Consider the following 21,364-nt stretch of genomic DNA (forward strand, 5'->3'; position numbering starts at 1 on the left):
CTTTTGACACAGCATGGGCGAGCGCAGCCAGTTTCCGTACAAAGCCTAAAGAAGAATCACCGCCCATACCAAACCAATCAACGAAAGTGCAATCAATTGAGCCGCGCTGCCCATGTCCTTGGCATTCTTGGACAACGGGTGGCGCTCCAGGGAGATGCGGTCCACCGTGGCCTCGATGGCCGAATTGAGCAATTCCACGATCAACGCCACCAAGCACACGGCAATCAGCACTGCACGCTCTAGCCGGCTCACCGGCAGGCAGAATGCCACGGGAATGAGTACGGCATTGAGCAGTACGAGCTGGCGGAAGGCCGCCTCGCCCGTAAAGGCTGCACGCAAACCGTCAAATGAATAGCCAGCGGCGTTGAAGATACGTTTGAGGCCGCTCTGGCCTTTGAAAGGAGACATGGACACACCCTGTTAGTGGGGGTTGCACATTACCTGATCGGCCCACGGGATGCAGCAGGTCAACCGGCGCCGAGGGACGCCAGTTGCTGCAGCAATAACGCGGCCTGGGTGCGTGTGCGTACCCCCAACTTGCGAAAAATAGCCGTTACATGGGCCTTGACCGTTGCTTCAGACACATTGAGTTCGAAACCGATCTGCTTGTTGAGCAGCCCTTCACACACCATGGTCAGCACGCGAAACTGCTGGGGCGTCAGGCTGGCAAGCCCTTCTCCGGCCGCCTTGGCCTGGGCACTGACCTCAATCGGCTCGAAGGCCTGCGCCGGCCACCAGTCATCCCCTTGCAGCACGGCTTGCACAGCAGCCTGAATGGTCTCCAATGGGCTGGATTTGGGAATGAACCCGCTGGCACCGAACTCACGGGCGCGTACCACCACCGCCGGTTCGTCCTGGGCAGAAATCATCACCACCGGCACCTGAGGGTATTGCCCGCGCAACAGCACCAGGCCCGAGAAGCCATAGGCGCCAGGCATGTTCAGGTCCAGCAATACCAGGTCCCAGCTGGCTTCTCCGGCCAAGCGGCTTTCCAGCTCCGCGATGCTCTCGGCTTCTGCTAGCCGTGCCGCGTCACCTAGCCCGAGGACCAACGCCTGGCGCAGGGCGCTGCGAAACAACGGGTGGTCATCGGCGATGAGGATGTCGTAGCTGGCCATCAGGCGGGCGTCCTGTTCAAACAAGCAAGGTCCAATTGAAAAAGCCACATGCGTGGCAAACTGCCGCAGCTGGGACGGCGCCAAGCATGCCGAGGCTGGCAGGGGTGGTCAAGCTGCCTGCATTGAGGCACAGTTTCGCCCCCCGGAAATAATTCATGGAGCGAATGATGCAACGCCACGCCCTGCGCGCCGACCTGCTGATGCTGTTGACCGCAATGATCTGGGGGTCTGGCTTTGTTGCACAAACCGCCGGCATGAACCATATCGGGCCGTTCCTCTATTCAGGGCTGCGCTTTGCCTTGGGCTCGGTCTGCCTGCTGCCCTTGCTGTACTGGCGCAGCCGCACCGCCCCGCAGCCTGCCACGCGAGGCCAATGGTACGCCGGCGCCGCCATGGGCCTGGCGTTGGCAGTAGGCATCAACCTGCAACAGTTCGGGTTGCAGTTCACCAGCGTTACCAATGCTGGGTTCATCACCGGCCTGTATGTGATTGTGGTGCCAGTGGTGGGGCTGCTGTTGGGGCATGCCACGGGCACAGGCACCTGGCTGGGCGCGTGCCTGGCGGTGGTAGGCATGTACCTGTTGAGCGTGAACGAACACTTCCAGGTAGCCCCTGGCGACTGGCTGCAATTGGCCGGTGCTTTCGTCTGGGCAGGCCATGTCTTGCTGGTAGGGCATTTTGCGAGCCGCCACGACGTGATACGCCTGGCCTTCATTCAGTTCGTGGTATGCGCGGTGGCCAGCCTGATGCTCGCCCTGGTGTTCGAGCACTTCGACATCGCCGCAATCATGGCCGCTGCGCCTGCGGTGGCCTACGGGGGCATGGTGGCAGCGGCGCTAGGGTATACGTTGCAAGTGATCGCTCAGAAGGACGCGATTACCTCCCACGCCGCCATCATTTTTTCGCTCGAAGCGGTATTTGCGGCCATCGCTGCCACGCTGTTCTTGGGCGAGGTGCTCACGCCACGGGGCTATGTGGGTTGCGCCGTGATGCTCACAGGCATGTTAGTGGCTCAACTATGGCCGTCGCGCGCTACCCCTGCGCTGGCCTGAGGCACTCCAGGCTGCGGCCTGGGCAAGCCGCGTTTTGCCGCCATATAGTGTGCGCTGAACAAGTCGAGCCAGTTGTCCAGGGTGTCTGCCGCCTGTTCGTGCCCTGCCAGGCTCAGGCACAGGGCAGCCACTTCAGCGGTACAGAAATGGTCATCCCGGCGAGAGCGGCGAAGCCGGTAACGGGAGATGGCTTCAGGTGCCAGGCTCAGCACCGGCAATCCGTCCAGGTAGGGGCTTTTGCGGAACATCTTGCGCGCTTCACTCCAGGTGGCATCGAGCAGCACGAACAAGGGGCGCTTACCCGATAACGGCGGTACATCACTCACCACACGCGAAGGCGGCTGTACGAACTCACCTGGGAATACCAGGAACGGGCTGAAGCGCGTGTCCTGAAGCAATGCCAGCAGTTGAGGGGCTACGTGGGTTCGGCTCCACTCAAAGGCATAGGTGTCCTGAATCACGTCTGCAATCAGCCAGCCCGTATTGGTCGGCTTCAGGGCTTCTACATCGTGCATCAACAGGCATATCGCTGGGCCGCTGTGTTTCTGGGGTGCCTCAGCGCACAGGCAATGGCTGGGAATCACCCGGCAGTGTGGGCAGCGGGGGCTTTTCGAGCCGCGGGCCACAAAAGGCCGGGTACTGCGCGCCAGGCGCTCGGCGCGTAGGCGAAAAACGGCGTGGGGCATGGTGCAGCCAGGCAGAAAGAAGGAAGGGAGGCAGTCTACCACTGGCTGCAGCACAGGGCGTGCGAGCTGCGGTATATACTGCGCCTCATTCCCTACCCTGGAACACAGGGAGGCGTTGCCGGTCCAACGGGCTTGCGCTAAGGGCGCCATTAGATCGAGGAGGTTTCATGCCACGCTTCACCATCGCTGTTTCCCTGCTGCTGGCTTTGCCGCTGGGCATTGCTCAGGCTGCATCGCTACAGGACTTCGAGCTGACCAAAGCGCTCGAACAGGTAGCCAAGGACAGCAGTGTGGGTACGCCCAGGGCCATCAACGAAGACATCCTTGACCAAGGCTACACTGTCAAAGGCAACGAACTTATCGACCACCTGGCTGTACAGCCTGGCCATGCCGCACAAATGCGAGAGAACCCCCAGGAAGTCTATTTGCAGCTCGGAGCCAGCGTGTGTCGCAACCCCGGCTACCAGAAGCTGATGGCCCGTGGCGCGGTGATGCGTTATGAATTTACCGAGTACAAGACCAAAAAGCCGGTGGCGACTCACCGGTATACGGCCGCAGACTGTGGCTTGAAGCACTGACCTTCACTTGCCTGGGATTGGCCACTTGCTGATCCCCAGGCAAGCACTAAGGAGAGGTTGCATGGCGTACCAGCCTGACAGAACACTGGACGAACACTTTGCGGCGCATGACAGCGCCCTGGTAACGCAGGTAGACGCGCAACTGGCGCGCCTTGCCCCGGGCAGCGCCAACCTCCCCTTGTACCGGGACATGGTGTTGACGGTGTTGCGCATGGCGCAAGAAGACCGCAGCCGCTGGGACGCCAAGATCACGCTACAAACCCTGCGTGAGCTGGACCATGCCTTTCGGGTGTTGCAGGCCCACAAAGGGCAGCGCAAAGTGACGGTATTCGGGTCTGCACGTACCCCGCGTGAACACCCGGTTTATGCTATTGCCCAAGAACTGGGGGCGGCACTTGCCCGTTCAGGCCTGATGGTGATCACAGGGGGCGGCGGAGGCATCATGGCGGCGGCCCACGAGGGTGCCGGCCGGGCCAACAGTTTGGGGTTCAACATTGCCCTGCCCTTCGAGCAGCGTGCCAATGCCACTATCGATGGTTCTGATCACCTGCTGTCGTTCCACTTCTTTTTCGTGCGCAAACTGTTCTTTGTCAAAGAGGCGGATGCACTGGTGCTATGCCCTGGCGGCTTCGGCACGCTGGATGAAGCACTGGAAGTACTGACTTTGATCCAGACGGGTAAGAGCCCTTTAGTGCCTGTGGTGTTGCTGGATGCACCAGGGCATAGCTTCTGGGAAGAAGCACTGGGCTTCATGCGCCGTGAACTGGAAGCCAACCACTACATTCTGCCCAGCGACCTGAAACTGATGCGGCTGGTGCACAGTGCCGAAGATGCTGTGGCTGAAATCAACCGCTTCTACGCCAATTTCCACTCCACACGCTGGCTCAAGAACATTTTTATCGTGCGCATGCGCCATCCGCTGAACGAGCCTGCGCTCGCCAGGTTGGATGCCTTATTCGGGGATTTGAAGCTCAGCGGCGAATTCGAGCAGCATGAGGTGATACCTGAAGCGGCTGATGAGCCAGAGCTGGCACACCTGGCTCGGCTGGCCTTCACCTTTACTGGCCGAAACCAAGGGCGACTGCGGGAGTTGGTGGACTATATCAACCAGCCAGAGCATTGGGTTCAAGCTGGCTGATCGCTTAATCTCGCCCGCTCAGTAACCGCCCAACCAAATCCATGGGGTAACCGCGGTACAGCAGAAAACGCGTTTGCCGTGCACGTTCCTTTTGGTCTATAGGCAACTCGCCTGAGAATTTGCGCTCCCAAACATCGCGCAGGAGCGCAGACCAATCAAAGCCGCATTCCCGCAAGGCCTGGTCGATGTCAGCGCGCAATAGGCCGCGTTGCGCCAGGTCCTCACGAATACGTGCAGGCCCATACCCAGAGCGGGCACGGTAGTTGATGAAGCTTTCGAGGTAGCGGGCTTCGGACAGAAGCCCGTCCTCTGTAAGGCGGTCCAGTGCTGAGCTGATGAGTTCGGGGGGAGCGCCCCGCTGGCGCAGCTTACGCTCCAGCTCGACCCGGCCGTGTTCCCGCCGGGCCAACAGGTCCATTGCCACGCGCCGTACGGCAACCGCTGTATCTAGGGCTACCGCAGGCATGGGCAGCCCTCTTCATGAGCCACGCAACACTTCACGCTTACAGGTCGTTTTCGGCGTCGGCCATTTCATCAGCCGCTGCTGCTGCAGGCGCAGCACCTTTACGGCCAGGCTTCTCGTCCTTCACCTCTTTAGCGTCCTTCGCTTCAGGCGCTGGGCCTGCGCTAAGCAACTTGTCACGGATCTGCTTTTCCAGTGCAGCCTTGACCTCAGGGTTCTCCTCAAGGTACTTGGCGGCATTGGCCTTGCCTTGGCCGATTTTGTTGCCCTGGTAGGCATACCAAGCGCCCGACTTGTCTACGAAACCATTGGCGACACCCAGGTCGATGATTTCGCCATTCAGGTAGATGCCCTTGCCGTAGAGGATCTGGAACTCAGCCTGGCGGAACGGTGGCGATACCTTGTTCTTCACCACTTTCACGCGGGTTTCGCTGCCCACCACGTCGTCGCCTTCCTTCACCGAACCGGTGCGGCGGATATCGAGGCGTACGGAAGCGTAGAACTTGAGGGCATTACCCCCTGTGGTGGTTTCGGGGCTACCGAACATCACACCGATTTTCATACGGATCTGGTTGATGAAGATGACCAGGCAATTGGCAGTTTTGATGTTGCCTGTGATCTTACGCAGCGCCTGGGACATGAGGCGCGCCTGAAGGCCCACGTGCATGTCACCCATTTCACCTTCGATTTCTGCCTTGGGCACCAACGCAGCCACGGAGTCAACGATGATCACGTCTACGGCGTTGGAGCGCACCAGCATGTCGGTGATTTCCAGCGCCTGCTCACCTGTGTCTGGCTGCGAGACCAGCAGGTCATCGACGTTTACCCCTAGCTTGCCGGCGTATTCAGGGTCCAGGGCGTGTTCGGCGTCGACGAAGGCGCAGGTAGCACCCGCGCGTTGTGCCTGAGCGATGACCGACAGCGTAAGGGTGGTTTTACCCGAAGATTCCGGGCCGTAGATTTCGACGATACGGCCTTTTGGCAGCCCGCCAATGCCCAGTGCGATGTCCAGGCCGAGGGAGCCGGTAGAGATAGCAGGGATGGCTGTGCGTTCATGGTCGCCCATGCGCATGACAGCACCCTTACCGAATTGACGCTCGATTTGACCCAGGGCCGCAGCCAAGGCACGCTTCTTGTTGTCGTCCATTGATGTCCTCACGATTTCGATAGGGCCGCCATTACGCTGTTCGCGCCCTGTACTGGCCAATAACTGTATAAGTGAACAGTATTATTCCACACCTTCAACGGATCGACTACCCCTGCCCTGGTATTTCTCCATTGGCCAAGGCAAGCAATCCATGAAGCGCGGCGGCAACGGTTTGTTGCCGTACAGCATGTCGATCACCTGCGAATTGCTGGCGTTCGGTAAAAATGCGTGAGCCGTCTGCCCACGCCAGCCACACAGTGCCTACAGGCTTGTCTGGCGACCCGCCGCCGGGCCCTGCAACACCGCTCACAGCCACTGAAAACCTGGCCTGTGCCCTCTGCGCCGCGCCAGTGGCCATGGCGCGGACAACTTCCTCGCTTACGGCGCCTACCTGCTCGAATAGCGTGCCGGGTACGCCCAATTGCGCTGTTTTCTGGGTGTTTGAGTAGGTCACGTAGCCGGCTTCAAACCAGGCCGAGCTCCCGGCCACCCGTGTGATAGCCTCGGCAATGCCACCGCCTGTACAGGATTCAGCTGTGGTCACGTGGGCGCCTATCGCCTGGAGGCGGTTGCCCAAGGCAGTGGCCAGGTGGGTGATGTCATCCATGGAAACTCCTTATTCGGGTCAACCCGCCTGGCAGCAGGCGGGCCGGGCAGACTTTCCCCCGGCTGGCGAGGTCTGTCCATGGCCGATACGCAACCATTCGTTGCGGCGCTACACGCAGGGGTGCAGGAGGATGAGCTTCCAGGCGCGCCAAAGTTCATTCGCCCGCTTTAGCGACGTGGAAAAAATCCCTGTACCATTGGCCGCTTTCGCCCTTTGTTACTGCCGACAGCCGAGCCCAGCCCCTGAATGTCTGACCTGTCCAACCATACCCCGATGATGCAGCAATACTGGAAGCTGAAGAACCAGCATCCTGACCAGCTCATGTTTTACCGCATGGGCGACTTCTACGAGATCTTCTACGAAGACGCGAAGAGGGCCGCCAAGCTGCTCGACATCACCCTGACCGCGCGGGGGCAGTCAGCAGGCCAGTCGATACCCATGTGCGGCATCCCCTACCACGCTGCCGAAGGCTACCTGGCCAAGCTGGTCAAGCTGGGCGAGTCCGTGGTGATCTGCGAGCAGATCGGCGACCCGGCAACCAGCAAGGGGCCGGTTGAGCGCCAGGTGGTGCGCATCATCACACCAGGCACCGTCAGCGACGAAGCCTTGCTGGACGAGCGCCGAGACAACCTCATCGCCGCCCTGCTCGGTGACGAGCGCCTGTTCGGGCTGGCCGTGCTGGACATCACCAGCGGCCAGTTCATCGTTCAGGAGGTCAAGGGCTGGGAGCACCTGCTGGCCGAACTCGAGCGCATCAACCCGGTAGAGCTGTTGATCCCGGATGACTGGCCCCAGGGCCTGCCAGCAGAAAAACGCCGAGGCGCACGGCGCCGCGCGCCCTGGGAGTTCGAACGCGATACCGCGCGCAAACTGCTGTGCCAGCAGTTCGGCACCCAGGACCTGAAAGGCTTCGGGTGCGAACAGTTAACCTTGGCCATCAGTGCCGCGGGCTGCCTGCTGGCCTACGCACGGGAAACACAGCGTACGGCCCTGCCACACTTGCGCAGCCTGCGGCACGAGCGGCTGGATGACACCGTGGTGCTGGATGCGGCCACGCGGCGCAACCTGGAACTGGACATCAACCTGGCAGGGGGGCGCGACAACACCCTGCAGTCTGTGCTGGACCGTTGCCAGACCGCCATGGGCAGCCGCTTGCTGACCCGCTGGCTCAATCGCCCGTTGCGTGACCTGAAAGTATTGTCGGCGCGCCAGCACTCCATCCGTTGCCTGTTGGAAGGGTATCGGTTCGAGGGGCTGCAGCCACAGCTCAAGGACATTGGCGACCTGGAGCGCATCCTGGCCCGTATCGGGCTGCGCAATGCGCGCCCACGAGACCTGGCACGGTTGCGCGATGCCCTGGCGGCATTGCCGGAACTGCAAAACCACCTGACCGACCTGGAAGCGCCGCACCTGGCGCAGTTGGCCACCATCGCTGGTACCTACCCCGAGCTGGCTGCTTTGCTGGCGCGCGCTATCATCGATAACCCACCTGCCGTTATCCGTGACGGCGGCGTGCTCAAGACAGGTTACGACGCCGAACTGGATGAGCTGCTGGCCCTGAGCGAGAATGCCGGCCAGTTCCTGATCGACCTGGAAGCCCGCGAAAAGGCGCGCACTGGGCTGGCCAACCTCAAGGTGGGCTACAACCGCGTTCACGGTTACTTCATCGAGTTGCCCAGCAAGCAGGCCGAGCAAGCCCCTGGCGACTATATTCGCCGCCAGACCCTCAAAGGCGCCGAGCGCTTTATCACACCCGAGCTCAAGGCCTTCGAGGATAAGGCGCTGTCCGCCAAGAGCCGCGCACTGGCACGTGAAAAGATGCTGTACGAGGCCCTGCTGGAAACCCTCATAGGGCACCTGGCGCCCCTGCAGGACACGGCAGCGGCGCTGGCCGAGCTGGACGTGCTCGGCAACCTGGCCGAGCGCTCGCTCACTTTGGACCTGAACTGCCCCACATTTGTGAGCGAGCCGTCCATTCGTATCGAACAAGGCCGGCACCCTGTAGTGGAACAGGTGCTGAGCACGCCGTTTGTGGCCAATGACCTGTCACTCGATGACCAGACCCGCATGCTGGTAATCACCGGCCCCAACATGGGGGGTAAATCCACCTACATGCGGCAGACGGCCCTGATCGTACTGTTGGCTCACATCGGCGCCTTTGTACCAGCCGCCCGGTGCGAACTGTCGCTGGTGGACCGTATCTTCACACGCATCGGCTCCAGCGATGACCTGGCAGGGGGGCGCTCTACCTTCATGGTGGAAATGAGCGAAACCGCCAACATTCTGCACAATGCGACCCACGCTAGCCTCGTACTGATGGACGAAGTAGGCCGTGGCACCAGTACGTTCGATGGCCTGTCGCTGGCCTGGGCAGCTGCGGAGCGGTTGGCGCGCTTGAAAGCCTTTACCTTGTTCGCCACCCATTATTTCGAGCTGACCGTGCTACCGGAAAACGAACCGGTGGTGGCGAACGTTCACCTGAACGCAACCGAGCACAAGGAACGCATCGTCTTCCTTCACCACGTGCTGCCGGGCCCAGCCAGCCAAAGCTACGGCCTGGCCGTAGCGCAACTGGCTGGCGTACCGGAGGCCGTTATCCAGCGCGCACGGGAACACCTTGGCCGCCTCGAAACAGCCAGCCTGCCAAAAGAGCCTGCCATGGCAAAGCCTGGAACCCCTCAGCCACCACACCAGAGTGACCTGTTCGCGCAACTCCCGCACCCGGTACTGGACGACCTGGCCAAGGTCGACCTGGATAACATGACGCCTCGGGCTGCGCTGGAACTGCTGTACACATTGAAACAGCGGGTCTAACACCTAAAGGCGCAAGCTGATAGAATCCCGCGCGGTTTGGGAAGTCCACTTCTTAGAGGCTCGGACCAGGGTCCGGACACCCGTGATCATCAGCTGGCTGCAAGCCAGCTCCGAAACCTGCAGGGCCCTTGCCGTGGGGTCCGCGACAGCCGCCTGAGGAGAACATCAGCAATGACCTTCGTCGTCACCGACAACTGCATCAAGTGCAAATACACCGATTGCGTAGAAGTATGCCCGGTGGACTGCTTTTACGAAGGCCCGAATTTCCTGGTCATTCACCCGGACGAGTGCATCGATTGCGCATTGTGCGAACCTGAATGCCCGGCGCAGGCCATCTTCTCCGAAGATGAAGTACCGGCCGACATGCAGGAGTTCATTGCGCTGAACGCGGAGTTGGCCGAAGTATGGCCCAACATTACCGAACGAAAGGATGCCCTGCCCGACGCTGAAGAATGGGATGGCAAACCGGGCAAGATTGCCGACTTGGCTCGCTGACCCTAGCAGGCCTTTCGGGCGCGCACGAAAAAGGGGGGCATCAAGCCCCCCTGTATCATCTTCCGTGGTCCTTGTATTTCCTTCTCATCGTCCTGATGAATCGCGTCGTGCGATGTCCTGGCTGCCGTCCATGGAAGCCTGTGTCTGTCCCTGGACACAGTTCAGATAATAGACTTTTGGTTGTGCGGAGCAAGGCGAAGGGTTTTTCAAAAAAAGTCATTGCAGTGCCATGACACTTTTAAAATTCTTATATTTCAGTAACTTATATTTTTACCTACTGAGTTTTCGGTATTTTCTACACTACTTTATGACTAAGGCTTACGCGTACTGTAAGTGTTTTCCTACAGCAGCTTAAGCACACACGTCGTCTTTCCAATGGTCCAAAAAAAGCCCCGCTATGTCGGGGCTTGTGGTGCAGCTATACGCTACTGAAACAAGGACTCACTGGACAAGCCGTTGCGCTCCAGAATCTCACGCAGGCGCTTGAGGCCTTCTACCTGAATCTGCCTGACACGCTCGCGGGTCAGGCCTATTTCCAAGCCTACATCTTCGAGCGTGCTGCTTTCATGGCCGCGCAAGCCGAAGCGCCGTACAACCACTTCCCGCTGCTTGTCAGTGAGCTCGGACAGCCATTGATCGATGCTCTGGGACAGGTCATCGTCCTGAAGCAGTTCACATGGGTCCGTAGGGCGATCGTCCGTCAGGGTATCCAGCAGGGTCTTGTCGGAATCCGGCCCTAGCGACACGTCTACCGAGGACATGCGCTCGTTCAAGCCCAACATGCGCTTGACCTCGCCTACCGGCTTTTCAAGCAGTGCAGCGATTTCTTCAGGCGAAGGCTCATGGTCAAGCTTCTGAGTCAGTTCACGCGCTGCCCGCAGGTAAACGTTCAGCTCCTTGACCACATGAATGGGCAGACGGATGGTGCGCGTCTGGTTCATGATGGCCCGTTCTATGGTCTGCCGGATCCACCAGGTTGCATACGTGGAGAAGCGGAACCCGCGTTCGGGGTCGAATTTCTCGACGGCACGGATAAGGCCCAGATTGCCCTCTTCGATCAGGTCCAGTAGCGATAACCCGCGGTTTACATAACGCCGCGCGATCTTGACGACCAGGCGCAGGTTGCTTTCGATCATGCGTTTGCGACCCGCTGGGTCGCCTTTTTGCGACAGCCGTGCGTAATGCACTTCTTCGGCAGGGGAAAGCAGGGGAGAAAAGCCGATTTCGTTGAGGTACAGCTGGGTGGCATCAAGCGCACGGGTGTAGTCAATGTATTTGTGCTGCTTGAGCGAAGAGGTTTGCCTGGCCTTTGACCGTACCGCTGCTACCGGAGCGTCCTCGTCGGACGCCATGTCAAGGACGATACCGGTTTCAACCAGCAGCACCTCATCGTCAATGTCAAACTCCGGCGCTTCTCTGTTAAGAGCCATTGTTGTAGTCCCTTTCTGAGTTCGACCTCAAGCCCAAGCGTGCCTGGTTTCCATGGCTACGCAGGAGCCTGTCCCCCCTACGTGATTAGCGACAGGCTGCAGCGGTGTTCAACGTCGTGGCAGGAACTGCATCGGGTCTACTGGCTTGCCTTGGCGGCGAATTTCAAAGTGAAGTTTCACCCGGTCGGTACCTGTAGAGCCCATTTCGGCAATTGCCTGCCCGGCCTTGACCTGCTGCCCCTCCCGAACCAACAGCCTACGGTTATGGCCATAGGCACTCACATAGGTATCGCTATGCTTGATGATTATCAGCTCGCCGTAGCCCCGCAACCCACTCCCGGCGTACACCACGGATCCATCAGACGCAGCGAAAACAGGCTGTCCCAAATCCCCGGCGATATCAATTCCTTTATTCAAACTACCGTTTGAAGCGAATTTCCCTATCAAAACGCCATTGGACGGCCACGTCCAACCGCCTGCCATGGTTTCGCCAGCAGCTGCGGGCACCGGGGTTGGCGTGGTTATCGAAGCGGTTGAGGACTCGGAAACACCCGGCGCTACCGCTACGGAAGGTGCCGCTGGGCGACGCGTGATCGTGGTGGTGCTCGACGATGATGTGGAGTTGCTACGGGTTACAACGGTGGACGGCGCCTTTGCCGCTACCGTGGCAGTACCGTTCTGACCGTCGAACCGCAGGGTCTGGCCCAGACGAATGGTATAGGGCGGCGGAATATTGTTACGGGCAGCCAATGCCTTGTAGTCCCAGCCATAGCGGAAGGCGATGGAGTACAACGTATCGCCCCGCCTCACGACGTATTGGCCTGTAGTGACCTGTGGCCGTTGAGGCTTCTGCGCTGCGCGATCCACAACACGTACACTGCTGCTGGGCGTGCTTGAGCACCCTGCCAGCAAAACAGCAGCCGCCAGTGCCGCGAGCACGCTTTTCTGGAGCCGCATGCCCGCACACTGACCAATAACTGTCGGACTCACCCGCTACTCCCTTTGGATGATGATTGAAACAAGGCTGGCAGTATAACCGAGCTGGTCAATGGCCATGCCGTGGAAGGCGTTGTTGCATGCCAAGGGATGAGAAGATGTTCGAACCCCGCGTATGACCGGCCCCAGGCAGCAGAATTCCAGGTGGATAGCGTGTCATGCCAGGGGGCCATTGAGCAGGGGCACAAATCGAACCGACCCAAGCAGGTGCCGGGTGAAACCCGCGTCTTCGCGTACGATCAGCATCAGTTGCTGCACGTCGCCAGCCCCTACCGGTATGACCATTCGGCCTCCCGGCGCCAGCTGGTCCAGCAACGCCTGAGGTACATCGGCCGCTACGGCTGTGACAATGATTCCGTTATAGGGCGCCAGCGCCGGCCACCCTTCCCAACCATCTCCCCATCGGAACACCACATTGCGCACATTCAGGCTTTGCATGCGCTCTTTGGCACGGTCTTGCAGGCCCTTGATGCGCTCCACGGAAAACACTCGTTCCACAAGCTGGGAGAGAATCGCGGTCTGGTAACCCGAGCCTGTACCGATTTCCATCACCTTGTCCAACGGCCCCGCTGCCAGCAGCAGTTCGCTCATGCGCGCCACGATGTAGGGCTGGGAAATGGTCTGGTTGTTGCCAATGGGCAAGGCTGTGTCTTCGTAGGCGCGGTGGGCCAGCGCTTCATCGACGAACAGATGCCGTGGGGTCTTGCGAATTACGTCAAGCACATTCGGGTTGCTGATCCCCTCTTCGTGCAGGCGCTGAATAAGACGTTCACGGGTTCGCTGGGAGGTCATCCCAATGCCCCGGTGAAGCAGGTCGTTCTGCCCACGCATCAGTTCAGCCCCTCCAACCAGGCACCCAGTGTTTCGAAAGCCGGGTAGAAGGTACGGTCCAGCTGCAGAGGCGTCACGGACACATAGCCTTGCATCAGCGCATGGAAGTCTGTGCCAGGCCCGCCATCCTCCGCGTCCCCTGCTGCGGCTATCCAGTAGCCTGGCTTGCCTCGCGGGTCTACCACCAGGCTAGGACGGGCCGCGCGTGCGCGGTGGCCCAGCCGGGTGAGGCGGATGCCACGAATGGCACTTAAGGGAAGATTGGGCACGTTCACATTGATCAGGGTACGTGGAGGTAGCGCCAGCTCGGCCTGTGCCTGTATCAACGTGCGGGCATACCAGGCTGCCGAAGGCAGGTTGTCCAACTGCCGGGAGGCCAATGAAAAAGCGAATGAGGTACTGCCATTGAACCGGCCTTCCAGGGCCGCAGCCACGGTACCTGAATAAATCACGTCATCCCCCAGGTTAGCCCCCAGGTTGATACCGGAGACAACCAGGTCTGGTGCTTCTTCCAGCAAGGCGTTCAACCCGAGATGAACGCAATCGACCGGGGTACCGTTCACGCTGATAAAGCCATTGTCGAGCGTTACCGGGTGCAACGGCCGGTCGATGGTCAATGCACTGCTGCAGCCACTGCGGTCCTGGTCTGGCGCTATCACCGTACAGTGGGCGAATTCCGCCAGCGCCGCATGGAGCGCGGCGATGCCTGGGGCGGTGACCCCGTCGTCATTGGAGATCAAGATACGCATGGGCTTTCCATCTACCCTGCCTGCACCAATTCGAACAGCTCTCTAACCACGACCGTGGCGAAGCATCCGGTGGGCAGGATGAAGTCCAGTTGCAGAATGTCAGGCTGGGGATAATGCCACGTCAACTCCCGGATGGGCAGCCGAAGAATGCGCCGTTCGTGATCCAGGCCCGCCTCTGCCAACCACGTGCACAATGCCGCTTCGCCTGCTTCGATGCGCTGCTCCACGGCCAGTGTGCTACCCATCGCAGGCGATACCCCCCGGCCGCTCAAAGGCCCTGTGGGGTGCAGGTCCAATGCCGCCAGGCGTGGGTCTGCGCACTCGGCCTCACCGGCACTGAAGAAACTGCGGCTATCGGTAAACGCCAACACATCCCCTACCTGGGCCTGGTTCCAGCTGCCTTGGCCCACGCGTTCGGCCAACACCTGGTTGAACAGGTAGCTTCGTGCGGCGGACAGAATGCGTGAGCGCACGTTGCGCTGTTCGGGCAACCGCTGGTTAGCAGCATAATGCCTCGCTTGTGCCAGGTTGCCGCCCTCATGGCCAAAGCGCTGTGGGCCATAGTAATTGGGCACGCCTTGTTGCCTGATCCACTGCAACCGTTGCTCTATGGCAGCAGTGTCGGCTGCCAGGGACGTAAGGCGCAGAGAAAAACCATTGGCCGAGTGAGCGCCGCGCTGCAATTTGCGACGGTGCCGGGTGGCTTGGAGCACGCGCAGGTTGGCGTCCTGTGCGGCCTCCAGGTTGGGCTCGCCCTTGCCGGGCAGGTGCAGGCTGAACCACTGGCGCGTCAATGCCTGGCGGTCCTTGAGCCCTGCATAGCTGATGGCCTTGACCGGTACACCTGCAGCCTTCGCCAAACGGCGGGCGGCTTCCTCGGTGTTCAGCTCCCGCTTTTCCACCCACAACCACAGGTGCTCGCCTTCGCCCTCCAGGGGAATGTCCAGCACCTCATTGACTTGGAAATCTTCGGCAGTGGCCTTGAGCACAGCGGTACCCAGGGCATCGCCACAGGCACGCGGGCCTAGCAGGTAAGCTTCGTTCATGCCGTCAGCAACAAGGCGACCGCATGAACGGCGATGCCCTCCTCACGCCCGGTAAAGCCCAGCTTCTCGGTTGTGGTGGCCTTGACATTCACTTGGTCCAGTTCAACCTGCAGGTCTTGGGCAATTGCAGTACGCATGGCGTCGATATGAGGGGCCATTTTCGGGGCTTGAGCCACGATCGTAGCGTCCACGTTACCCACTCGCCAGCCTTTGGCCTGCACCAGGGCTACCACATGGCGCAACAATGCGCGGCTGTCAGCGCCCTTGAAGCGGGGGTCTGTGTCGGGAAAATGCTTGCCGATGTCACCCAGGGCAGCCGCCCCGAGCAAGGCATCACTGAGTGCATGCAGCACTACGTCACCATCGGAATGGGCCACCAGCCCGGCGGTGTGGGCAATGCGCACCCCTCCCAAGGTAATGAAGTCGCCATCACCGAAACGGTGCACATCGTAGCCATGGCCGATACGCATAGAAAAACGCCCTGTTTGAGTCAGGGCGCGATTCTACCTTGCCAGGGCGGTATTGGGCACCGTTGTAGTGGAACCTAGCCTAGGCCCAGAGCGGCCGCATGGTGTTTCAAGTGGTCATCGATAAAGCTGGCGATGAAATAATAGCTATGGTCGTAGCCCGGCTGATGGCGCAATACCAGGGGGTAACCTACACCCTTGGCAGCCTTTTGCAGGGCCTCGGGCTTGAGCTGGTTGGCCAGAAAATCGTCCCTGTCCCCTTGGTCGACCAGCAGTGGCAACTGCTCCTCGGCCTGGCTCATGAGCACGCTGCTGTCCCATTCACGCCACCGGCTGCGGTCTTCGCCCAGGTAGTGGTTGAAGGCTTTCTCCCCCCATGGGCAATCCATGGGGTTGCAGATGGGCGAGAACGCCGATATCGACCGGTAGCGACCAGGGTTGCGCAATGCACACACCATGGCACCGTGCCCTCCCATGGAGTGGCCAGCGATGGACCGCGCATCGCTAGCCGGGAAGTTGGCTTCAATCAGGCCCGGGAGTTCAGTGACCACGTAGTCATGCATCTGGTAATGCTGGGCATAGGGCGCCTGGGTGGCATTGAGGTAGAACCCGGCTCCCAGGCCAAAGTCCCAGGCGCCTTGCGGGTCGCCCGGGACGTCTGGGCCACGCGGGCTGGTGTCGGGCGCCACCAGTATCAGGCCCAGCTCGGCGGCCAGGCGATGAGCGCCGGCTTTCTGCATGAAATTCTCGTCCGTGCAGGTAAGCCCGGACAACCAATACACCACCGGCAGCTTCTGGCCGGATTCCGCCTGGGGCGGGAGGTACACGGCGAACACCATGTCACAGCCCAGGGTGCTCGAACGGTGCTTGTAGCGCTTGTGCCAGCCACCAAAGCTTTTCTGGCACGACAGGTTTTCAAGGCTCATGGCGTGCACCTCAGAAGTGGACAACGCTGCGAATGCTCTTGCCCTCATGCATCAGGTCAAAGGCTTTGTTGATGTCTTCCAGTGGCATGGTATGGGTGATGAAGGTATCCAGCGGGATCTCACCCTGCTCGGCCATTTCAACATAGCTGGGCAACTCGCTACGGCCGCGTACACCACCGAACGCGCTGCCCCGCCAGACACGGCCGGTTACCAGTTGGAAGGGGCGCGTAGCGATTTCCTGGCCTGCGCCGGCCACGCCGATGATCACCGACTCCCCCCACCCTTTGTGGCAGCATTCCAGTGCGGCACGCATCAGTTGTACGTTGCCGATGCACTCGAAGGAAAAGTCCACGCCGCCGTCGGTCATATCAACGATGACTTCCTGGATGGGCTTGTCAAAGTCCTTAGGGTTCACGCATTCAGTAGCGCCCAGTTGGCGAGCGATCTCGAACTTAGCGGGGTTGATGTCGATGGCAATGATGCGGCTGGCTTTGGCCTTCACGGCGCCTAGAATGGCTGACAGCCCGATGCCGCCCAGGCCGAAGATGGCCACCGTATCACCTGGCTTGACCTTGGCCGTGTTCAGCACCGCGCCGATACCGGTGGTTACGCCACACCCTAGCAGGCACACCTTTTCCAGCGGCGCCTCTTTGGGAATGCGTGCCACGGAAATCTCCGGCAGCACGGTGTACTCGGAGAACGTAGAGGTGCCCATGTAATGAAACAGCGGCTTGCCCTGGTAGGAGAAACGCGTGGTGCCATCGGGCATCAGGCCCTTGCCTTGGGTCACGCGAATGGCTTGGCACAGGTTGGTTTTGCCAGACAGGCAGAATTTGCACTGGCGGCATTCAGGGGTATAGAGCGGGATCACGTGATCACCCACAGCCACCGAAGTGACGCCCTCGCCCACGGCTTCAACAATCGCGCCGCCTTCATGGCCCAGGATGCTAGGGAAAATGCCCTCTGGGTCAGCCCCTGACAGGGTGTAGGCGTCGGTATGGCACACGCCGCTGGCTATCACGCGCAGCAGCACCTCGCCCGCCTTGGGCATGGCAACCTCTACCTCTACGATTTCCAGCGGCTTCTTGGCTTCGAAGGCGACGGCGGCCCGGGACTTGATCATGGGAAATTCCTTGGTAGAAACAAAGCAGACAGTGTAATTCACCACACTCCAGTGGATAATCGGCCAGCAAGGGAAACATTATTGCTGCTGAGGGACAATATGGCCGTTTTACGCTGGGAGGGTATGGATGAATTCGTGGCAGTTGCTGAATTAGGGCAGTTCAACGCTGCAGCTGTTCAACTGGGCGTGTCTTCATCGCATATCAGCCGCCAGGTGTCCCAATTGGAAGAGCGCCTGCAAACGCGCCTGTTCTATCGCAGTACTCGCCGGGTCAGCCTGACCGAGGCGGGGCATACGTTCCTTCAGCATTGCCAACGCCTGCAAGATGGGCGCGAAGAAGCGCTGCGAGCCGTACAGGACCTGGGAAGCTCACCCAAGGGTCTGTTGCGCATGACCTGTGCGGTTGCTTATGGCGAGCGTTTCGTAGTGCCCTTGGTTACTGACTTCCAGGCCAGGCACCCGCAACTGCAGGTGGATATCGAGCTGACGAACCGGCCGCTGGACCTGCTCGATGAAGGCCTTGACCTGGCCATTCGGCTGGGCCGGCTGCAGGATTCCCGCCTAGTGGCCAGCCGCCTGGCGCCCCGGCGCATGTACCTCTGCGCTGCACCCGCCTACCTGGAGCAGTATGGCCGGCCCCATAGTTTGTCCGAACTGAGCCGACACAACTGCCTGATTGGCAGTACCGACCAGTGGCTGCTGTTGCAGGACACGCGGGAAATAACGGTACGGGTCGAGGGCAACTGGCGCTGCAACAGCGGCCAGGCGGTACTGGATGCCGCCCTTAAGGGCCTCGGGCTGTGTCAATTGCCGGATTACTATGTGCAGGAGCACTTGCGCAGTGGCGCGTTGGTCGCCCTGCTTGAAGCCCATCAGCCTCCAAACACAGCGGTATGGGCGCTTTATCCGCAACAGCGGCACTTGTCGCCCAAAGTGCGCGGGTTGATCGAGCATTTGCGTGAAGGGCTTGGGAGGATTACCTAGCTTTCTGGCTGGGGGCAGACACCCCGTAGGTTCCCGGTCTCCGCCTTCGGCTACGCCCGGTCCTACAGCAGGGATTCAGGCCGTAGTTTGCGTGAAGGGCTTGGGAGGATTACCTAGTTTTCTGGCAGGGGACAGACACCCCGTAGGTTCCCGGTCTCCGCCTTCGGCTACGGCCGGTCCTACAACAGGAATTCAGGCCGTAGGTTAGCGCTTCAACCAGGCCAGGTCTTCGGGCCGTGTGACCTTGATGTTGTCGGCGCGCCCTTCGATCAGCCTGGGTGCATGGCCAGCCCATTCCATGGCCGAGGCTTCGTCGGTCACGTTTACCCCTGCCACCAAGGCATCTGCCAGTGCGCGTTGCAAAGGGCCCAGGCGGAACATCTGGGGCGTGAACGCCTGCCAGACCACGCTGCGGTCGAGGGTCTCGGCCACGCGGCCATCGGGGCCTGCGCGCTTGAGGGTATCCTTGGCGGGGACAGCCAGCAGGCCGCCTACGTCGTCGTGCCCCAACTCCGTCAGCAAACGTTCCAGATCGCTGGCCGCCAGGTTAGGCCGGGCAGCATCATGAACCAGTACCCAATCTCGGCTGCCGGCGCCCAGCTCATTAAGCTTGAGCAAGGCGTTCAGTACTGAATCACAGCGCTGGCTTCCACCGATGGCGCTGTGCAGGGTGCGATCCTGCGCGCACGCCAGCGCAGGCCACCAGGTGTCCCCAGGCGCCAGGCTCACCACCAGGCCGCGCAGGTCTGGGTGCCCGAGAAAGCACGCCAATGTGTGCTCCAGCAGGGTTTTGCCCGCGTAACTAAGGTATTGCTTCGGGCGGTCGGCTCCCATGCGCGTGCCAATGCCGGCAGCAGGGATAACCACCCAGAAAGAAACAGGAGGGGTCATTGGGTAATCTGATAAAGGGTTTCGCCGTCTTTAACCATGCCCAGCTCATGGCGGGCACGCTCTTCAACGGTTTCCATGCCTTTCTTGAGTTCGAGCACTTCAGCATCAAGCACACGGTTACGCTCGAACAGGCGTTCGTTCTCGGCTTTCTGATCCGCGATCTGCTGCCTGAGGTCAGCAGCCTGGGCAAAGCTACCCGTGCCTACCCACAGCCGATGCTGCAACCCTGCCAGCAACAGGCCAAGCACCAGAAATAACCAATAAGGACTGCGCATCGAAAGATCCAGGAAAAAATTCAGTCGCTTGCCGGATAGCATAAAGCCTGGCGAGCGCCAGGCTTCAGCATTTCAGCATCGCCGGGAAGCGATCAAGGTGACATCGGCCGGGCTACCCCTTCCCTGCCGCCTTTTTACCACTTCCTGATCAGCCGCGAAACTCGGCACGGCCACGGTAAGGGGCTTTCTCGCCCAATTGCTCTTCAATACGCAGCAGCTGGTTGTACTTGGAGACGCGGTCCGAGCGGCACAGCGAGCCGGTCTTGATCTGGCCTGCCGCAGTACCCACGGCCAGGTCAGCAATGGTGGAGTCTTCCGTTTCGCCCGAGCGGTGGGAGATCACGGCGGTATAGCCAGCCGCCTTGGCCATTTGAATGGCTTCCAGGGTCTCGGTAAGGCTGCCGATCTGGTTGAACTTGATCAGGATGGAGTTACCGATCTTCTTGTCGATCCCTTCCTTGAGGATCTTGGTATTGGTCACGAACAGGTCGTCACCTACCAATTGCACCTTGTCGCCGATCTTGTCGGTCAGGACCTTCCAACCCGCCCAATCGGATTCATCCAGGCCGTCTTCGATGGAGATGATCGGGTAGCGTTCGGTCAGCCCTTTCAAGTACTCGGCAAAGCCTTCAGCATCGAAGCTGTGGCCTTCACCGGACAGGCTGTACTTGCCACCCTCGTAGAACTCGCTGGCTGCGCAATCCAGGGCCAGGGTCACGTCAGTGCCCAGTTTATAACCGGCTGCCTCTACCGCTTCGGCAATCGCTTTCAAGGCATCTTCGTTGGAGGTCAGGTTCGGCGCAAAGCCGCCTTCATCACCGACAGCAGTGTTCAGGCCACGCTTTTTCAGCACCGCCTTGAGGTGATGGAAAATCTCGGTACCCATGCGCAGGCCATCGGCAAACGTCTTGGCGCCGACCGGCTGCACCATGAACTCCTGGATGTCGACATTGTTGTCGGCATGTTCCCCACCATTGATGATGTTCATCATGGGTACAGGCATGGAATACACACCCGGGGTGCCGTTCAGGTTGGCAATGTGCGCGTACAGCGGTAGGTCCTGGTCTTCAGCTGCAGCCTTGGCCGCCGCCAGGGAGACGGCGAGAATGGCGTTGGCGCCCAGGTTGGCCTTGTTCTCGGTACCGTCCAGGTCGATCATGGTGCGATCGAGTGCTTTCTGGTCGGCAGGGTCCTTGCCCATCAGCGCATCACGGATAGGGCCGTTGATGTTGCCAACGGCCTTGAGCACGCCCTTGCCCAGGTAACGGCTTTTATCGCCGTCACGCAGTTCCAGTGCTTCGCGCGAGCCGGTGGAAGCGCCGGAGGGCGCGCAGGCGCGGCCGATGATACCGTTGTCCAGAAGCACGTCAGCTTCTACGGTCGGGTTACCACGGGAATCCAGAATCTCACGACCTTTGATGTCGACGATTTTTGCCATTGTTGTAAACACTCCAGATTGGACGAGAACGACGCAACGGGTTTGGCGCTGCAAGCGGCCTAAGCCACCACAACACCAGAGAAAGCCGGTACTGACCCTCTGAACGACGG

The 21,364-nt window shown here is 60.2% G+C and carries 23 protein-coding genes; 6 read left to right on the forward strand and 17 right to left on the reverse strand.

Translation table 11 applies throughout. From position 1 onward, the window contains the following. Window positions 1–45 precede the first annotated feature (45 nt). Window positions 46–414: a diacylglycerol kinase gene (locus HBH25_RS04970; RefSeq protein WP_195755873.1), complete on the reverse strand. Its 369-nt coding sequence runs from the start codon at window positions 412–414 to the stop codon at window positions 46–48. A gap of 53 nt (window positions 415–467) precedes the next feature. Further along, window positions 468–1,118, reverse strand: a complete 651-nt coding sequence (gene erdR, locus HBH25_RS04975) for a response regulator transcription factor ErdR (RefSeq protein ID WP_168082674.1) — start codon at window positions 1,116–1,118, stop codon at window positions 468–470. Between the two features lie 167 nt (window positions 1,119–1,285). Here erdR and HBH25_RS04980 point away from each other — a divergent pair, with 167 nt between their 5' ends. Next, window positions 1,286–2,170 carry a DMT family transporter gene (locus tag HBH25_RS04980; protein ID WP_168082128.1) on the forward strand — a complete coding sequence of 295 codons (885 nt, stop codon included), beginning with the start codon at window positions 1,286–1,288 and terminating at the stop codon, window positions 2,168–2,170. Here HBH25_RS04980 and HBH25_RS04985 read toward each other — a convergent pair. Continuing rightward, window positions 2,131–2,856, reverse strand: a complete 726-nt coding sequence (locus HBH25_RS04985) for a tRNA-uridine aminocarboxypropyltransferase (RefSeq protein ID WP_168082130.1) — start codon at window positions 2,854–2,856, stop codon at window positions 2,131–2,133. The two genes, HBH25_RS04980 and HBH25_RS04985, sit on opposite strands and share 40 nt — an antisense overlap. A 167-nt stretch (window positions 2,857–3,023) precedes the next feature. Between HBH25_RS04985 and HBH25_RS04990 the strand changes: the two genes are divergently transcribed. Beyond that, window positions 3,024–3,434, forward strand: coding sequence for a quorum-sensing-regulated virulence factor family protein (locus HBH25_RS04990; protein ID WP_168082132.1), 411 nt, complete (start codon window positions 3,024–3,026; stop codon window positions 3,432–3,434). Window positions 3,435–3,495: 61 nt separating this feature from the next. Beyond that, window positions 3,496–4,572, forward strand: coding sequence for an LOG family protein (locus HBH25_RS04995; protein WP_168082134.1), 1,077 nt, complete (start codon window positions 3,496–3,498; stop codon window positions 4,570–4,572). A 4-nt stretch (window positions 4,573–4,576) separates the two neighbouring features. Here HBH25_RS04995 and recX read toward each other — a convergent pair whose 3' ends face one another. From recX to HBH25_RS05010, 3 genes are all read right to left on the reverse strand, one after another. Beyond that, window positions 4,577–5,038 (reverse strand): recombination regulator RecX, encoded by a 462-nt coding sequence (recX, locus tag HBH25_RS05000; protein ID WP_168082136.1) that lies wholly within the window; start codon window positions 5,036–5,038, stop codon window positions 4,577–4,579. A gap of 37 nt (window positions 5,039–5,075) precedes the next feature. Then, entirely contained in the window at window positions 5,076–6,182 is a 1,107-nt protein-coding gene (recA, locus tag HBH25_RS05005; protein WP_168082138.1) for a recombinase RecA, read from the reverse strand. 106 nt (window positions 6,183–6,288) lie between these two features. Then, window positions 6,289–6,789: a CinA family protein gene (locus tag HBH25_RS05010; protein WP_168082140.1), complete on the reverse strand. Its 501-nt coding sequence runs from the start codon at window positions 6,787–6,789 to the stop codon at window positions 6,289–6,291. 246 nt (window positions 6,790–7,035) lie between these two features. Here HBH25_RS05010 and mutS point away from each other — a divergent pair, with 246 nt between their 5' ends. Beyond that, window positions 7,036–9,603 (forward strand): DNA mismatch repair protein MutS, encoded by a 2,568-nt coding sequence (gene mutS, locus HBH25_RS05015; protein WP_168082142.1) that lies wholly within the window; start codon window positions 7,036–7,038, stop codon window positions 9,601–9,603. A gap of 171 nt (window positions 9,604–9,774) precedes the next feature. Beyond that, a complete protein-coding gene (gene fdxA / locus HBH25_RS05020) occupies window positions 9,775–10,098 on the forward strand; it encodes a ferredoxin FdxA (protein WP_168082144.1) in 324 nt (107 codons plus the stop codon). A 425-nt stretch (window positions 10,099–10,523) separates the two neighbouring features. Here the strand turns inward: fdxA and rpoS are convergent, their stop codons facing one another. The 8 genes from rpoS to HBH25_RS05060 form a co-directional block, all read right to left on the reverse strand. Beyond that, on the reverse strand, window positions 10,524–11,528 hold the full coding sequence (rpoS, locus tag HBH25_RS05025) for an RNA polymerase sigma factor RpoS (RefSeq protein WP_168082146.1): 1,005 nt from the start codon (window positions 11,526–11,528) through the stop codon (window positions 10,524–10,526). A 108-nt stretch (window positions 11,529–11,636) separates the two neighbouring features. Continuing rightward, window positions 11,637–12,518: a peptidoglycan DD-metalloendopeptidase family protein gene (locus tag HBH25_RS05030; protein WP_420708427.1), complete on the reverse strand. Its 882-nt coding sequence runs from the start codon at window positions 12,516–12,518 to the stop codon at window positions 11,637–11,639. 162 nt (window positions 12,519–12,680) lie between these two features. Beyond that, window positions 12,681–13,316 (reverse strand): protein-L-isoaspartate(D-aspartate) O-methyltransferase, encoded by a 636-nt coding sequence (locus HBH25_RS05035; RefSeq protein ID WP_168082678.1) that lies wholly within the window; start codon window positions 13,314–13,316, stop codon window positions 12,681–12,683. Window positions 13,317–13,354: 38 nt separating this feature from the next. Continuing rightward, window positions 13,355–14,104, reverse strand: a complete 750-nt coding sequence (gene surE / locus HBH25_RS05040; protein ID WP_168082148.1) for a 5'/3'-nucleotidase SurE — start codon at window positions 14,102–14,104, stop codon at window positions 13,355–13,357. 11 nt (window positions 14,105–14,115) lie between these two features. Further along, window positions 14,116–15,150 (reverse strand): tRNA pseudouridine(13) synthase TruD, encoded by a 1,035-nt coding sequence (truD, locus tag HBH25_RS05045; RefSeq protein WP_168082150.1) that lies wholly within the window; start codon window positions 15,148–15,150, stop codon window positions 14,116–14,118. Then, window positions 15,147–15,620 (reverse strand): 2-C-methyl-D-erythritol 2,4-cyclodiphosphate synthase, encoded by a 474-nt coding sequence (gene ispF / locus HBH25_RS05050; protein ID WP_168082152.1) that lies wholly within the window; start codon window positions 15,618–15,620, stop codon window positions 15,147–15,149. Before ispF ends, truD begins: the two co-directional genes overlap by 4 nt. Before the next feature lie 74 nt (window positions 15,621–15,694). Next, on the reverse strand, window positions 15,695–16,543 hold the full coding sequence (gene fghA, locus HBH25_RS05055) for an S-formylglutathione hydrolase (protein ID WP_168082154.1): 849 nt from the start codon (window positions 16,541–16,543) through the stop codon (window positions 15,695–15,697). Between the two features lie 10 nt (window positions 16,544–16,553). Next, window positions 16,554–17,666 carry an S-(hydroxymethyl)glutathione dehydrogenase/class III alcohol dehydrogenase gene (locus HBH25_RS05060; protein WP_168082156.1) on the reverse strand — a complete coding sequence of 371 codons (1,113 nt, stop codon included), beginning with the start codon at window positions 17,664–17,666 and terminating at the stop codon, window positions 16,554–16,556. 99 nt (window positions 17,667–17,765) lie between these two features. Here HBH25_RS05060 and HBH25_RS05065 point away from each other — a divergent pair, with 99 nt between their 5' ends. Next, window positions 17,766–18,650, forward strand: coding sequence for a LysR substrate-binding domain-containing protein (locus tag HBH25_RS05065; protein ID WP_168082158.1), 885 nt, complete (start codon window positions 17,766–17,768; stop codon window positions 18,648–18,650). Between the two features lie 204 nt (window positions 18,651–18,854). Here HBH25_RS05065 and ispD read toward each other — a convergent pair whose 3' ends face one another. From ispD to eno, 3 genes are all read right to left on the reverse strand, one after another. Then, the gene (gene ispD, locus HBH25_RS05070; protein WP_168082160.1) at window positions 18,855–19,541 is read right to left on the reverse strand and encodes a 2-C-methyl-D-erythritol 4-phosphate cytidylyltransferase; all 687 of its coding nucleotides are present in this window, start codon (window positions 19,539–19,541) and stop codon (window positions 18,855–18,857) included. Next, entirely contained in the window at window positions 19,538–19,816 is a 279-nt protein-coding gene (locus HBH25_RS05075; protein ID WP_168082162.1) for a septum formation initiator family protein, read from the reverse strand. The genes ispD and HBH25_RS05075 overlap by 4 nt, the downstream gene beginning before the upstream one ends. Window positions 19,817–19,964: 148 nt before the next feature. Next, window positions 19,965–21,254 (reverse strand): phosphopyruvate hydratase, encoded by a 1,290-nt coding sequence (gene eno / locus HBH25_RS05080; RefSeq protein WP_168082164.1) that lies wholly within the window; start codon window positions 21,252–21,254, stop codon window positions 19,965–19,967. Between the last annotated feature and the right edge of the window lie 110 nt (window positions 21,255–21,364).

The sequence above is a fragment of the Pseudomonas quercus genome, assembly GCF_012033695.1.
In the GTDB taxonomy this organism is placed as follows: domain Bacteria; phylum Pseudomonadota; class Gammaproteobacteria; order Pseudomonadales; family Pseudomonadaceae; genus Aquipseudomonas; species Aquipseudomonas quercus.